The following is a 13,746-nucleotide window of genomic DNA, read 5'->3' as shown; positions in this document are numbered from 1 at the left end:
GGCCACGAATGACGACGCTACTGAGTGACGAGCGGCTGCGCGAGATTAGGGCGCGGTGCGAGTGGGAGTATGCGCTACACGCGGGCCAACCACGGAACGAAGAGCGGCGTACCATACTGTTCCTGGTCGGGGCGTCAATAGACCTCCTGGCCGAGGTGGAGCGGCTACGTATGGCGCTCGAAGCGGCCAAGCCTAAGCGCCCAGATTACGGGCCAGGCACAATATGGACGCACGAAGGCCCGCCACCTGAGATGTGGTTGGCTGACAAGGGGGCCGCCGATGACGACGCCACTGAGTGACGCCGACCTGAAGCAGATATGGGCGCGGTGGGAGAAGGGCATAGAGACATACGACGATCTTGTAGCGGCGGGCGATGACATACCGCACCTGTTGGCCGAGGTAGACCGCCTGCGTGCCCGCGTGGCCCGGCTGGAGGGCGTGCTGCGAGAGGTGGAGTGGAGCGGCGACACAGGGGACGACCGCTGGAACTCATGCCCGTACTGCGAAGGGCACCAGCCAGACCACGCCCCCGACTGTGCCCTGGACGCGGCGCTGCGAGGCGCGGATGAGTGAGGCCGAGGACGCGCTGGCGCTGCACATCCGCGCCGCTGGGTTGCCGGAGCCGGTGCGCGAACACCGTTTCTGCGAGCGGCGCTGGCGCTTAGATTTCGCTTGGCCTGACAAGATGGTAGCGGTGGAAGTGGAAGGCGGTCGCTGGGTAGGTGGCCGCCACACCTCGCCGATCGGGTTCGGTAAGGACTGCGAGAAGTACAGCGAAGCAGCGGCCCGTGGTTGGCGCATCGTGCGGGTCACGCCAGAGATGATCGAGGATGGCACGGCACTGGGCTACATCGAGCGAGCGTTAGGGGGTGAGCATGAGTAGACCGTACATCGTCGCCGGGGCTAGGTTCGACCCCACGTCCGGGGGCCAGCGGGTACTAGCCCATCTGGTACACAACCTCAATGCTATGGGCCAGCGGGCCTACATGCAGCCAGGCTATGACCTCAACACGGGCTACGACCTGGGCGGGCTGAACGTCCCCGTCATGGAGATGGAGAAGTTCCGCTACTGGCTAGAGAAGGGTGCGCCCGTGGTGTATCCCGAAGTGGTGCCGGGCAATCCCTTTGGTGCCAAGCGGGTGATCCGCTGGGTACTGGCCCCTCCTGGTACACAACGCAACATAGAGGGCACAGCGTGGACGCCAGGGGAAGTGGAAGGGGAGCAGGTCTATGTGTTCCACAAGGCGAAGATGCCTGAGTTGGACGCCCCTGAGTTGTACCTACCAGCGGTAGAGCACCAGTGGTTCCATGCCCGTGACCTACCGGCCAAGCAGGGCGGCTGCCTGTATCACCAGCCGCACAAGTGGATAGACCCGATCCCCAACGGAGCCAAGTTGCTGCCCAAGATACACAGGTTCCGCTTCGGGTTGCCGCACCACCGGCAGGAACTAGCGGGCTACCTACGGGCACGGGAGTATGTGCTGTGCCTGGACTATGACACGTTCATCATGTCCGAGGCGGGGCTATGTGGGTGCTACGCCATCCTACCAGAGAACTCCATGTTCACCAGGAAGCAGTACGAGGCGAGTCGGTTGGGCCTGGTAGGGGTAGCGTTTGGGTACGACGAACTGGAGGTGGAGCGGGCACGGTTGGAAGTGGAGCCGGACAGCAACGGAGAGAACGCCGTGAGTAGGCGCTACGCTGAGGCCGAAGCGCAGAGCCGAGAGCAGTTGGCCCGATTCGTGGAGGATACGCAGTGCTGACACCCGACCTCTGGTACACCTACTGGACACAGCGCTACACCTACGACGACCGTGTGGACTGGATCGAGTACCAGAAGAACGAGAGTGAGGCCCTGCACTACGCCGTGCAGGAGGGCATCACACTTGTGCCTATCACCCGTGACCTGCTGGCTATCAATCCCGACCTAGTAGGTATGCTGGCATCGTGGCGGCACGAGGCGAAGGACGCCTACCCCGCCGATCCGGCCACCGTGAACGCCGAGACCTATACCAAGTGGCTCGACATCAGTTACTTCCCCTACCCCCGCATCATCTACTTGATCTACCCCGAAGGCCAGTTGCTTGCCGGGCATCCGATAGGGCACATGGGCTTCAGGCTAGACCGGGAGTCGTGGCCCCGGTGCGAACTGGACGGCATCCTGCGGGGTTGGCCCGATGGCAAGGGCAGCATGTCACGCACCTACGCCATGCTCAGCCGCATGGTGCGCCCTAGCAGTTGGGTGGTTCACCCTAAGCCTGCGAATACCGTGGCCCAGGCGTGGTATAGCAAGCTCGGCTTTGAGTTCGTGCCTGGCAAGTGGTCCCATTTGTATCCCAATTCGTGCTACGAAATGGAAGCTCGACTTGAAAAGGACGAGCCGATACAGGGCAGTGGCACGGCTGTATGGAATGCGCTGTACGCTGCGGTAACAGGAGAAGGGTAGTGGCAATCCGCTACCCCCTCGCCCGTGCCGACTATGGCGAGGCTGAAGAGGAATGTGTTCTCGATTGGATGCGGAACTGCCAGGGGCCAAAGTGGCGTGCCTACATCGAGGGCTGCGAAGGCTGGTTCTGCAAAACCTATGGCCGCAAGCACGCCTTGTACACGTCCAGTTGTGATGCCGCCTTGTACTTGGCCTACCGTGCCGCCTTCGAACTCACGAGCAACCGCATTGTGGTGATGCCCGACCTGACGTTCGGGGCCACCGCCAACGCCGCCGCCCGTGCTGGCCTGACCGTCACGACTGAGGATGTAGACCCCGACACCTGGACGGTACGGGCGTGGACGGAGAGCGGCAGTTACATCTACACCCCCGTTCACCTGTTCGGGAACGTGGCTACCGTGCCAACAGAGCGGGCCATCGTGGATGCAGCCGAAGCCCTGGGCACTGATGATGTGGGGCGGCACGGGTGGATCGCGTGCTTCTCCTTCAACGGCAGCAAGAACCTGGGCGCTGGCGAGGGCGGCCTGCTGCTGACCGACGACGATCAGGTGTACGACATAGCAAAGTTGCTATGGGATCAGGGCAGGCGGGGCAAGAGTTTCAATCACGAGCGGGTAGGGCTGAACGCCAGGCCCAACCCTATCGGTGCTGCCCTGCTATGTGGGCAACTGGATCGCATAGAGGAGCTAACCGAGAAGAAGGAAGACCTCAACACATGGTACAGGGAGACGCTAGACGGGTGGCGCTTCCAAGAAGAGGCGCAGGGCGACGTGTTCCCCGCCTGGTGGCTGACTAACGTGCTCCTTCCCGAAGGCGTAGACCCTGACGCCGTGCATGACAAGTTGCTAGACCGGGGCATAGAGACCCGGCGCATGTTCCGCCCCATCTCCGGCCAGTTGATCCACGACCACCGGGGCGAGCGCCACGCTAGGCGCACCAGGCCGAACTCCTGGTACATCTACGACCACGCCCTCTCCCTGCCCAGCGCGGTGCAGATGACACGGGATGATGTGGCTGAGGTTAGCAAGGCACTGAAGGAGGCTGTCGATGCTATCCGATGAGCGGCTGAAGGAGATCAAGGCACGGGTGCAGAGGGCTACGCCGGGGCCGTGGGAGGTTGCCGACCGAGACGACGGCAGTTGGAGATTGGTGTTCGGTGGCCACAACGCTGCGTACTTGGGCGACGCTGAGGACATATGCCCGCAGTGTATCGCAAACGCCGCGCTGGCAGCCGAATCACGCACCGACATACCCGACCTGCTCGACGAGGTAGAGCACTTGCGTGGCGTGCAGATGTTTGACGCCGCCGTTGCAGACATAGCCGATCGTTTCCGTGGGGACAATCAGGTACTACGGGCACTTCTGCGACAGATGGAGTGGCAACCCTACTACAGCGACGACGGCGACCCACCTTGGTATTTCTGCGCTATATGTGACAAGCCGCGAGAAGACGGCCACTCCCCCAACTGCGACCTGGCATTGGCGCTTGGTGACTGACCGGCTCACCACCACCGAGGCAGTGTGCCGCCTGTGCTGGCACCTGCTACATGGGGAAGGGCTGACCACCAAGCAGGCGCAAAAGCTCATCGGTTACACCCGCTCCGCTACCTGGACGGTGCTCGACCGCATGTCCACCTACCTCCCGCTAGTCCAGGACAAGGGAGTGTGGATGCTGATGGATATGCAGGAAGCGGGCGATGGTTCGCCTAGCGAACACTAGGCTGTGGTATAATTACACAAGAGGCTAGAATATCGCACGCAGGCGCAAGCTCGGAGTAGTAAGGCAGTCCCGCTATGATGGCCCGGTTCGCCGGTGCCGGGAGTGCGGGGTGGTGTTGTTCTCGGACGATGATGTCACGCTCTGCCCCGAGTGTGCCCGGCAGTACCCCGCCGACCGACATGACGCTGATTGGCCGGTGCTAGACGAGCGGGCATCCTCAACTCGCAACCATCGGGTGATAGTCGAGGATGGCCGTCATTGTCTGGAATGTGGGCGCTACATCCCGCCCGGCCACGAGTGGCACGATGATGAGGGCGACCTGCTCTGCGAGTGGTGTTACTGGTAAGAAATAGATCCCGCCAAGCCTCTGTGCGTGCGGAGTCAAGCGGAACACGGCGGGACTTTAGGGGATTCACGTCGGCACGCAAGGTGGATGCCCCGCCCCTGTGGGTGGCCGGAGTCATGACCGGCCATCGCAGGGCAGTGTACTAGGTGGGAGCGTAACAGTCGTAACTCTCGCCCATGCGGGCTGGACAGTCAACAGGTGCAAATCCTACCCCACCCCATATGCCATGCCGGTGCCCAGCGGCACCGCAATGGGCGGGTGACGGCGCAGTCCCCGCCCGCTCCCCATCCTACCGTTAGAGGCCGCCTATGTTCTTGCAATTGAAGTACGCTCTAGCCGCCGTGCTCGCTGCCATCGTCGCCCTACTCGGAGGCTGGAGTCCGTTGCTCACAGGTCTGTTAGTCCTACAGTTTCTAGACATAGCATCGGGCATAGCCGCAGCCATCCCAGAGGGTAGGGTATCCTCGTGCGTGGGGTGGCGCGGTCTGAGCAAGAAAGTAGCAACGTGGCTGGCCGTATTCCTGCTGGCCCAAGTTGACTGCCTTACGGGTGCGGGGCTGCACCTGCGAGACGCCGGTGCCATGTGGTACTGTGCCATCGAGGCGATCAGCGTGACGGAGAACCTAGGCGAGGCGGGTGTACCGCTACCGCAGGTGCTAGTGGATGCCATCGCAGTGCTCAGGGGGAAGGGGGAAGGGCCCGCTAGTTAGGCGGGCCTGGTGGTGGCCTAGTCCTGGGGTAGGACATGGGTCATGCCTCCTTCTCGGTCTCATCATCATCGGCGGGTATCTCTACTTTGAGCGGGCCGTGCTGGGCCAAGTAGGCCAGTGCCAGGCGGATTGCCCCCACCTTGCTGGTGCGGTAGGCGCTAGTCAGCCGGTCTAGCAGGGCTAGATCGGAGCGGGTAGGCCGGATCATTAGGGCCAACTGCTTAGGCTTGTCAGTCATGGGCTAGTCTCCTTGTCAGTAGTGGGGCGGGACAGGCCCGCCCCTGCGAGTGCTAGGCTAGTCGGCCACATACATGGGCATGATGACCCAGGTCAGCAGTTCCCCGTCAGTAGGCTGGATCGTGACCGGCGAGGATGGCCCGCCATTGAGGCCCAGTATCAGGCGGTCAGTGCCGATAGTCTCCAGTGCGTCAAGGGCGTACTTACTATTGAGGGCGAAGCGATAGGGCAGCGGGCTATCAGTCCGCACCCATACCACGCCCTCGCCTTCGCCGCTTGCCACTGCCGAGACTCCGAGCGTGCCGGGCTTCTGGTCAGTCGAGGCAAAGCGGAGTATGCCGTTGGCCTGCTTCGCCATCGGGCGCATAACCTTGACGGCGTTCAGCAATTCGCCCGTTGGGATGACGTGCGCCGTGCTAGTGTGAGGGATGATCTGGCGATAGTCGGGGAACACTCCCTTCACCAGCTGCGATACCAGTACCCAGGGGCCACTAGAGAACACGACCTGGCTCCGCTCCTCCAGTATCCACATGCTGACTGGCTCGTTATCTACTGCCAGCTTGGCGGGCCTGCCGATTAGTTGCGCCAGTATCCGCAGTGAAGCGGCGGGGACGATGATGCTGCGCTTTGGCCCGGTGGCACCGGCCTCCAGGTGATAGAGTGCAAGCCGGAAGCTGTCGGCGGCTGCCATAGTGGCCCGGCCTTCGCCAAACTCCACTTGTACACCCGCCAATATCGGGCGCTCCTGGTCGGGTGCGGCGGCGCGGGCCACTACCGAGGCGGCACGGGCCAACTCCTGCCCGGCCCAGTAGGCGTCAGGCTCACGATCGGGCGGGCGCACCGGAGACGGATAGTCCTCCGGCGCCTCGGTGTGATAGTTGAGCACTGCGCCGCCCGGCAGCGTAACGGATACGTCCTGACCGTTGGCTGTGATACGCACCGGCCCGGCGGGTTTGGCGGGGAGCGAGGCGGCCAACTGATGCACGGGGATAACGGCGCGACCTTCGCCCGCTACCTTAGCGCTGATAGTCTGCGAGATTGCTACCTCCAGGTTCGTGCCGCGCAGGGTGAGCCGCCCGTTGTCAGTCTCGACCATGCCATAGGTGAGTATGGGGAGACTAGAGCGCGGGTTGATCGCCCGCTTCACGTTCGCCAGTGCGGCGCGAAGGTCGCCCGATAGCACCTGAACGTCGAGGGTTGGGTTGTCCATGTCATGCCTCCTTATGGTCGCGCTTGGCGTATCGTTCGGCCTCGGCAATGGTGGCCCAGTGCGCCCCGTAGGGAGTACCCCACTCGGCAGCGCGGCGGGTGAGGAACGGGCCGGTGACGTAGGCGTACAGATGCCCGTGAGTGTCCGGTGTGGGCTGTACCTTACTGGCAAACACTTCGCCCGCTAGTTGACCGCGCTTGTGGCCGATCCAGTACCGGTCTCGGCTCCAGGTTGTACGCTCCATGTCATGCCTCCTGATTGTGTTGGGCTTGCCCGCCCACTGCCGGGCCACGGATGGCCCGGTATGTCGATGGGCAAACGCTATAGCCACCGATGCTTGAGCGTGTAGCCGTCGCCGAAGAGTGCCCAAGATAGGTCATAGGCTATGGAAAATCCCATATCCATACCCGCCCCGGTCACGCGCACGCCGGTTCCCATGCCAGTTTCGGATTGCCGCAGCCCTAGAACCCGTGCCACCAGGTGAGTGATTGCATAGGGCTCGCCGTTTACCATCACGACCACGCCGATATCGCGTGCCATGCCAGAGCGCGAGACGTGCCGTAGGATGGTGTAAACCGTGTCGCCTGGCTTGACGTACTCACGAAGGTACTCAAGCGCCTTGTCGTGGTCTGCCTTGCTAATGCGTGCCATTGTGTTCCCTCCGTTAGGTTAGGTGGCCGGTGCGTTGCTGCCTGATGGAGACAGTCTAGCAGATAGATAGGCGCTTGTCAATAGATCATATGTTCTATTTTGGGCAATTTGCCATCACTGGCGACCCGCTGAGATTAGGTGGATGGCAATAGTAAGGGGAGTGAACGATAGACGGTGAGAGCACCAGCGGCAGCACCAGAGCACTACCGGAAGCGCTAGAGAGGAACCTATGGAAGCCGGGTCAGTCGGGGAACCCGGGAGGGAGGCCTAAGGATCAGGCGCGCCTGATGGCGGCTGCGCTACGGACGGTGAGCGAGGAGGACGTCACTGCCATCTTCCGTAGCCTGATCAGGATGGCCACCAGCAAGCGCCCATCGGTAAAAGCGGCGGAAGTGGTGTTGGCCTATACGCTGGGCAAGCCTACTCAAACGGTGGACCTGAACCCGGGAGATGGTACGGCTCTCTCCTTCGTGATTGTTCGCCGAGACGATCCCGCCCTTGCTCCACCTGCCGATGATGTAGACGGTTCGGTTCGCCTACTCGACGAGCCACCGGCTGACGGCTGACGTTGCGATAACGACTATTATCGTAAGCTAGACCAGCCATGATACTCGACATAACATGCATCCACGCAGAGGGGCCTAGGACGCGCTGTGCTGCACGCGATGCTAGGCACTAGTATCTTCATACTCAAGAGTAGGGTTGGCGCGCTACAGCGACGCGCTAGGGCCCTAGGCGACGATGATAGTGGGAGGGATGGGATAGGGTAGGTGGCTGTGTACCGGCGAGATACCCAAGGGGCGGCGAAGCGTGGTAGGGGTGTGGTGGGGTGGTGGGGGCTGCGAGCGTAGCGAGCGACGATCACTGACGATTATCCCATACCCTACCTCCCCCAAAGCCTATACCCCTCCTGCTCTTCACTCCCTACCGTATTTCTCAAAACCAAAAACCCTTGAACTTCCCTAACCATCAGCCCTCATGGCGAAACCACCACCCCCATTTTCGATCTTCGCATCGCTAACGTTTAGTCTTTCCCAAGCCTTTTCGCTTTTCGCTTCGCCTATAGAGAAAGAGAAAAGCGAAACGAAGAATTTCGCCTTTCTCTTTCCCTATATAGGTTTTTCGCCTGGCGAATTCGCTTAGTTCGCCATAGCGAAATGCGTTGCTAAATATTGCCATTCCGCTACAGAAAAAACGAAAAAGTCGAGGGTAAGTGCCCCGGTTAGAGGTACACGATGTACAGGCCAGATTCATAGAATGCCCGGACAGGTTTACTGCCTACATCGGTGGAATTGGGTCGGGCAAGACCTATGCCGGTGCTATAAAGGCCGGGATGCACTGCCAACCACGCACGACGGGGCTTGTGGTTGCACCATGCTACCACCCGTCCACCGAGATACTGACGGAGAAGCGGGGGTGGGTGAAGTTTCCCGACCTCCGCGAAGACGACCGGGTTGCTTCCCTGAAGAATGGGAAGACGCTTGAGTACGAGAAGCCGCTGAACCACTTCGACTTCCCCTACGATGGCGACCTGCTTTACGTCGCCTCGCAGGAGATAGACCTGGCGGTGACGCCCAATCACCGTTGCTGGGTGTCGTTCAAGCACAACGGGTTTGGCATCAGGACGGCAGAGGAAATCTACGGTAAGTGGGACTACCGCTTTGCCAAGACTGCCGAGTGGAACGCCGAGCCTATCTGCGAAACCGAAGACTGGTACGAGTTCCTTGGCTTCTGGTTCGCCGAGGGCTATGCCGAGTCTAGCAAGAAGAAGAACCGCGTTGTCGTCACGCAGAAGAAAGACTGCGCTTACGTTGACGACCTCATGGCTCGCAACTTCCCCAAGTTCTCCAAGGATGCTCGTACTGGCGGCGGTTTCAACTACACCGTCTACGGCAAGGAGATCGCCAAGCAGTTCGTCCGGTACGGCAAGGCCAAAACGAAGGCAGTGCCCTACTGGATCAAGGCTGCTCCGGCATCTTACCTACGGGCTTTCCTGAAGGGCTTTATCGTCGGGGACGGCCACGCCAAGAAGGGCAAGCACGACCAGACCCAGATGTGGACGGCTTCTAGGCAACTGGCAGATGACCTCCAGGAAATCGCCTTCAAGGCAGGTTTCGCCGCTAACGTCTCGCAGACGAAAGACGGCATGTACTACGTCGGCATCCGCACGGCCAAGCGTAACTTCCCTTCCCCAAACCCCGAACACTGGCACAAGGAGCACTACACTGGGCGGGTCTACTGCGTAGAGGTGCCAAGCGGGATTGTCTACGTTCGGCGCAACGGTAAGCCTGTCTGGTGCGGCAACACCTACCCCATGCTCCGCGATGCCACGATGAAGACGTTCCTGGACTTGATAGGCTCTCCGGCTCAACTGAACCGGACAGAGATGAAGGTGAGTCTTCCGGGGAACGCGGAGATTCTGTTTCGCTCGGCAGAGAACCCTGACCGGCTTCGAGGCCCGAACATCAACTGGGCCTGGATAGATGAGGCCGCCATGTGCGACCCCTTTACCTGGGACATCGTGATCGGGCGTCTGCGTGCCGATGGGAAGGCCGGGCCTTGCTGGGTGACTTCTACGCCCAAGGGCCGTAACTGGCTCTACTACAAGCTCGACCAGATGACGGTCTTCCGCTCGAAGACGATGGACAACCCCTACCTGGCGCAGGAGTTCGTCCTGTCGCTCCAGGACGCCTACAACGGCCTCTTCGCCGACCAGGAGTTGAACGCCGAGTTCGTCTCCTTCGAGGGCCTGGTCTACCACCTGTTCAATAGAGAGTCGCACGTCCGCGACCGCAACCCCGCCGAGATGGTGCGCTGGTTTATGGGAGTGGATGAGGGCTTTACCAACCCCGCCGTGCTGCTAGTGGTAGGGGTAGACGGGGACGGGCGAGTCCACGTCGCCGACGAGTGGTACCAGAGACAGCAGTTGCAGGAAGCCCAGGTCAAGGCGGCGGCGGCGCTCAAAGAGAAGTATCCCTTCGAGGCGGTCTATGTTGACCGCTCCGCTCCTGGCCTGGTGGGGGCTTTGCGCAAGGCGGGGCTGCCGGTGCGGGAGCACAACTCGAAGGTGCTGGAGGGCATCCGGGAAGTGCAGAACTACATCGCCACTGCCGGTGATGGTCGCCCCCGCCTCACCGTGTCCCCTGCCTGCCCCAACACCCTCGCCGAGTTTGAGTCCTACGTCTGGAAGACGCGGGATCGGGGCGGGCACAGCGTGAACGTGGATGAGCCGGACAAGACCAACGACCACGCCCTTGACGCCCTGCGCTATGTCGTCTGCGCCCTGCGTCGGCCCCAGTACAAGGCCCTGGAAGTGGGTAAGCCTCAGTTTGCCGGAGGAAGATAGTGGAGTTTTCCGTAGAGACCGCTAACGACAAGCTCTCATACCTCAAGTCTATCTTCCGTCAGCGGGATACGGACTTCGACCAACGAGACGCGATTGTTGAACTGGATCACGATAAGGCATTCGGCTGGGCCTCGCCGGTCAGTAATGACGACATCCGCATTGCCACCGCTCTCCCCCTGAAGCTCACCCGCCACATTACCGGCCTCTTTACTCAGAACCAGCCCCGTCCCCTGGCTACGCCGAAGAAACCTAGCAAGCGGGGGAATGAACTCAGCGGCCAGTTGGAGCGCTTCCTTCTGGGCGTGGGGCAGGAGAACGAACTGCGCTTCGGGCCGGTGAAGCTCCTGGGCGTGGAGAACGGCGGCGTAAGGGGGTGGGGCAGTTGGCGCGTCACCTGGAACATAGAGAGGCAGGATGGCGGCAACGATCTGGATGTTCCTATCGAGTGGGTGCCTGTTGACCCCCGCTACCTCTACTACGAGACGGGCGGCCTGCACGAGCGTTTCAACTCCTGCATGTACGCCATCCAGCGACGACGGGCGGACGTGGAACGAGAGTGGGGAGTTGACCTGGGAGGGGGAGATAATCCCCACGACAATACTTCCGATGAAGTCACCTACGTTGACTACTGGTGGTGGGACGGAGACCTGATCTACAACGCCATCTGGGCCGACGAGACGGTGTTGAAGCCCGCAGCCGAGATGCCCGGCTATCGCTGGCTCCCTTACATCACCTGGTTCACACAGCCCTTCCACCTGACCGCCCCGGAGTATTGGGGAACCGGCTGGGTACATAGCATCCGTGAGACGATCAAGAACTGGGATCGGGCCGCATCGCGCCAGATGCTTCGTCTCACCCGTGCTGCCGACAATATGTACATCATCCAGCAGACCAGCCCCGAAGCCCAGGACGTGCCGCCTGATTGGGAACTCACCGTCGAGAGCGGGCGCATCAAGACCGTGCCTGCCGGTTGGCAGATTCAGCCTCTCCAAAACGCTGGCCCTTCCCCCGAAGCCAACACCATGCTCCAGATATTCCAGGAGGAGATTCAGGCTGTCGGGATGCCCTCAATGGCAATGGGCGACATGCCAGGTTCCGACACCCGTATGTCAGGTGTCACTTTCCACGGCGTAGCCGATGCTGCCTCTACCTGGCTGGCCATTGACGTTGACTCCTACGCTCGCACCCTGGCCCGCATCTACGACCTCATCATCGGCCTCTGCCTCTACTACTCCGAGGATGAGAAGGTGGTGGTCGCCTGCAAGACACCTGGGGCGAAGCTCCCCACGGTGGAGATGATCGGCATGAGCGGGAAGGACATGCAGGGCTTCCGCATTGACGTGGTAGTGGACACGGAAACTGCCGCCGACAAGATGAGAAAGCAGCAGATGGGGATGCAGCTATTGGGCATGGAAGACAAGTGCCCCTTCAGCCGCCGCACCATCCAAGAGAAATACTTCGACATCGAAGACCCCGAACGCGAGGAACAGGCGATCTTGGTCGAGTACGTTGAGCGCCAGGACGAGATGCGCCAGTACCTTGCCACTCTCGCTGCCAGGCAGTACGGGCTACCAGAACCGAAGCAACCGGCCCCGCCGCAGCAACCGCCTATGGGCGCTCCCCAGGGAATGCCGCCTGAGATTATGCAGGCGATGATGCAGAGTGGTGGTATGCCGTCAGGAGCGCCAGGTGGGATGCCCGGTCAGATGGCGATGGGGCCGGGTGGAATGCCTGGTCAGCCGATGGGAATGCCTACGGGCGTGCCCACGAATCTGATGTCGCCACAGGCAATGGGTGGTTCCCCCGGCCCCATGCCCACACCAGGCATGATGCCACAAGGACGCCCGCCCATGCCCCCGATGCCGCCAGGAGCGCCTAGACGATGAGGATTCTAAGCAACGAGGAAGTACACGCGCTAAGCCAGGGAACTGGTGTTCAGAGATGGCTTGAAGGTATGGACTTCGTTGGGTACTGGCGTGACAACCCGTCGCTCATTTTCACCAGCCGGGCGCTCGGCCCGGAGCCTGTGTATGTGATTATCAGTACCGACTTTATCCGCGAGGCGCTTGGTGAGATAGATGGCTAAGGCTTGGCCTGACCAGTACCTAGAAGCAACGCTCACCGCCAAGGACAAGATACGCAAGACGGTAGAGGGGCTTCCCCGCATGGAGATGCCCCTGACCGAGCAGATGAGCCGGGAAGACCAGCAGAAGATGTTCGACAACCGCATCAAGCCCCTGCTCCTTACGCACCAGACCGACAAGGTACTGGAGTGGGTAGCAAGAAACGCTCCTCCCGGAACCGACCCTGGCAAGGAACTCTTTAGACTAATCAAGAACTTTGGAGGCGAGAGATGAGCCAGTTCCCCATGACTAACCAGTGGATGCCCCAGCAGTGGCCGGGGCAGTTGCAGCCCGGACAGGGTGGTACTAGCGGTGGTTGGGCTACGCCGCCACGAGGTCCGGAGGGGCCATTCCAACAGTGGCCAGTGGGGCAGCAAGGCTCCTGGCAAAAGCCCAATCAACCCAGTTACCCTTACGGGATTATGCAATCCAACTCCGCTCCTGCTGGTGGCGGCCTCACTGGCCAACAGTCGAGCGGCGCTTCGTGGCCTGGCGGCCTCACGGGCATTCAGGCTAACTACCCCTGGTGGGGTGGGCCGCAACAGACCAACTCTGTCAACGGGGCTGTCTATTCCGAGATGCCTGCCTACGAAATGCCCAACTGGTTCAACAACGCTCCCTGGGACGTTACACAGTGGCAGAACATGACGCCAGAGCAGTTGCAGGCGACCGTCGCTTTCAACCAACAGGCTATGCCCTGGACGCAGATGGCTCAGGCATACAACCAGTGGCAGAACGAGTTCAACCAGAACGCCTACCAGTGGGGCAATGAGTTCGACTGGAAGAAGACGGGCGATCAGTTTGCGATGGACTTGTCCACTCGCCAGCAGGACACGAGCGAGAAGCAGTGGGGCGATGAGTTTGGGCTAAAGAGCCAGGAGCAGGCCGACCTCAACAAGTGGCGCGACACCCAGGCCACGCTCGAACGAGAGAAGATGGCCACTGACCAGGAGAACG

The 13,746-nt window shown here is 61.1% G+C and carries 20 protein-coding genes; 16 read left to right on the top strand and 4 right to left on the bottom strand.

The window, feature by feature from the left end; all coding sequences use genetic code 11:
- Positions 1-8: 8 nt before the first annotated feature.
- The 10 genes from WC683_08590 (at position 9) to WC683_08545 (ending at position 5,222) form a co-directional block, all read left to right on the top strand.
- Positions 9-299, top strand: a complete 291-nt coding sequence (locus WC683_08590) for a hypothetical protein (GenBank protein MFA4972658.1) — start codon at positions 9-11, stop codon at positions 297-299.
- The gene (locus WC683_08585; GenBank protein MFA4972657.1) at positions 280-573 is read left to right on the top strand and encodes a hypothetical protein; all 294 of its coding nucleotides are present in this window, start codon (positions 280-282) and stop codon (positions 571-573) included. Before WC683_08590 ends, WC683_08585 begins: the two co-directional genes overlap by 20 nt.
- On the top strand, positions 566-883 hold the full coding sequence (locus WC683_08580) for a hypothetical protein (protein MFA4972656.1): 318 nt from the start codon (positions 566-568) through the stop codon (positions 881-883). The genes WC683_08585 and WC683_08580 overlap by 8 nt, the downstream gene beginning before the upstream one ends.
- Entirely contained in the window at positions 876-1,763 is an 888-nt protein-coding gene (locus tag WC683_08575) for a hypothetical protein (protein ID MFA4972655.1), read from the top strand. The genes WC683_08580 and WC683_08575 overlap by 8 nt, the downstream gene beginning before the upstream one ends.
- Positions 1,757-2,446: a hypothetical protein gene (locus WC683_08570; protein MFA4972654.1), complete on the top strand. Its 690-nt coding sequence runs from the start codon at positions 1,757-1,759 to the stop codon at positions 2,444-2,446. The genes WC683_08575 and WC683_08570 overlap by 7 nt, the downstream gene beginning before the upstream one ends.
- Positions 2,446-3,507 carry a DegT/DnrJ/EryC1/StrS family aminotransferase gene (locus tag WC683_08565; GenBank protein MFA4972653.1) on the top strand — a complete coding sequence of 354 codons (1,062 nt, stop codon included), beginning with the start codon at positions 2,446-2,448 and terminating at the stop codon, positions 3,505-3,507. Before WC683_08570 ends, WC683_08565 begins: the two co-directional genes overlap by 1 nt.
- Positions 3,494-3,943 (top strand): hypothetical protein, encoded by a 450-nt coding sequence (locus tag WC683_08560; GenBank protein ID MFA4972652.1) that lies wholly within the window; start codon positions 3,494-3,496, stop codon positions 3,941-3,943. Before WC683_08565 ends, WC683_08560 begins: the two co-directional genes overlap by 14 nt.
- On the top strand, positions 3,933-4,166 hold the full coding sequence (locus WC683_08555; protein ID MFA4972651.1) for a hypothetical protein: 234 nt from the start codon (positions 3,933-3,935) through the stop codon (positions 4,164-4,166). The genes WC683_08560 and WC683_08555 overlap by 11 nt, the downstream gene beginning before the upstream one ends.
- A 109-nt stretch (positions 4,167-4,275) precedes the next feature.
- Positions 4,276-4,512 carry a hypothetical protein gene (locus WC683_08550; GenBank protein MFA4972650.1) on the top strand — a complete coding sequence of 79 codons (237 nt, stop codon included), beginning with the start codon at positions 4,276-4,278 and terminating at the stop codon, positions 4,510-4,512.
- Between the two features lie 308 nt (positions 4,513-4,820).
- Positions 4,821-5,222, top strand: coding sequence for a phage holin family protein (locus WC683_08545; GenBank protein MFA4972649.1), 402 nt, complete (start codon positions 4,821-4,823; stop codon positions 5,220-5,222).
- 40 nt (positions 5,223-5,262) lie between these two features.
- Here WC683_08545 and WC683_08540 read toward each other — a convergent pair whose 3' ends face one another.
- The 4 genes from WC683_08540 to WC683_08525 form a co-directional block, all read right to left on the bottom strand.
- The gene (locus WC683_08540; protein MFA4972648.1) at positions 5,263-5,460 is read right to left on the bottom strand and encodes a hypothetical protein; all 198 of its coding nucleotides are present in this window, start codon (positions 5,458-5,460) and stop codon (positions 5,263-5,265) included.
- Between the two features lie 57 nt (positions 5,461-5,517).
- On the bottom strand, positions 5,518-6,669 hold the full coding sequence (locus WC683_08535; protein MFA4972647.1) for a DNA polymerase III subunit beta: 1,152 nt from the start codon (positions 6,667-6,669) through the stop codon (positions 5,518-5,520).
- A 1-nt stretch (position 6,670) separates the two neighbouring features.
- Positions 6,671-6,913, bottom strand: a complete 243-nt coding sequence (locus tag WC683_08530) for a hypothetical protein (protein ID MFA4972646.1) — start codon at positions 6,911-6,913, stop codon at positions 6,671-6,673.
- Between the two features lie 77 nt (positions 6,914-6,990).
- Positions 6,991-7,320 carry a hypothetical protein gene (locus WC683_08525; GenBank protein MFA4972645.1) on the bottom strand — a complete coding sequence of 110 codons (330 nt, stop codon included), beginning with the start codon at positions 7,318-7,320 and terminating at the stop codon, positions 6,991-6,993.
- A gap of 167 nt (positions 7,321-7,487) precedes the next feature.
- On the opposite strand from WC683_08525, the gene WC683_08520 reads away from it, so the two are divergent.
- The 6 genes from WC683_08520 to WC683_08495 all read left to right on the top strand — a co-directional run.
- Positions 7,488-7,886 (top strand): DUF5681 domain-containing protein, encoded by a 399-nt coding sequence (locus WC683_08520; protein MFA4972644.1) that lies wholly within the window; start codon positions 7,488-7,490, stop codon positions 7,884-7,886.
- A gap of 647 nt (positions 7,887-8,533) precedes the next feature.
- Positions 8,534-10,666 (top strand): phage terminase large subunit, encoded by a 2,133-nt coding sequence (locus WC683_08515; GenBank protein ID MFA4972643.1) that lies wholly within the window; start codon positions 8,534-8,536, stop codon positions 10,664-10,666.
- The gene (locus WC683_08510; protein MFA4972642.1) at positions 10,666-12,552 is read left to right on the top strand and encodes a hypothetical protein; all 1,887 of its coding nucleotides are present in this window, start codon (positions 10,666-10,668) and stop codon (positions 12,550-12,552) included. The genes WC683_08515 and WC683_08510 overlap by 1 nt, the downstream gene beginning before the upstream one ends.
- Positions 12,549-12,752, top strand: a complete 204-nt coding sequence (locus tag WC683_08505) for a hypothetical protein (GenBank protein MFA4972641.1) — start codon at positions 12,549-12,551, stop codon at positions 12,750-12,752. The genes WC683_08510 and WC683_08505 overlap by 4 nt, the downstream gene beginning before the upstream one ends.
- On the top strand, positions 12,745-13,023 hold the full coding sequence (locus WC683_08500; GenBank protein MFA4972640.1) for a hypothetical protein: 279 nt from the start codon (positions 12,745-12,747) through the stop codon (positions 13,021-13,023). The genes WC683_08505 and WC683_08500 overlap by 8 nt, the downstream gene beginning before the upstream one ends.
- A gap of 188 nt (positions 13,024-13,211) precedes the next feature.
- On the top strand, positions 13,212-13,746 hold a 535-nt coding region (locus WC683_08495; protein ID MFA4972639.1), incomplete at its 3' end, for a hypothetical protein.

Source organism: bacterium (genome assembly GCA_041648665.1).
GTDB lineage: Bacteria > UBA10199 > UBA10199 > 2-02-FULL-44-16 > JAAZCA01 > JAFGMW01.
The sequence above is the reverse complement of the archived record's forward strand: the minus strand, read 5'-3'. Positions and strand labels throughout refer to the sequence as shown.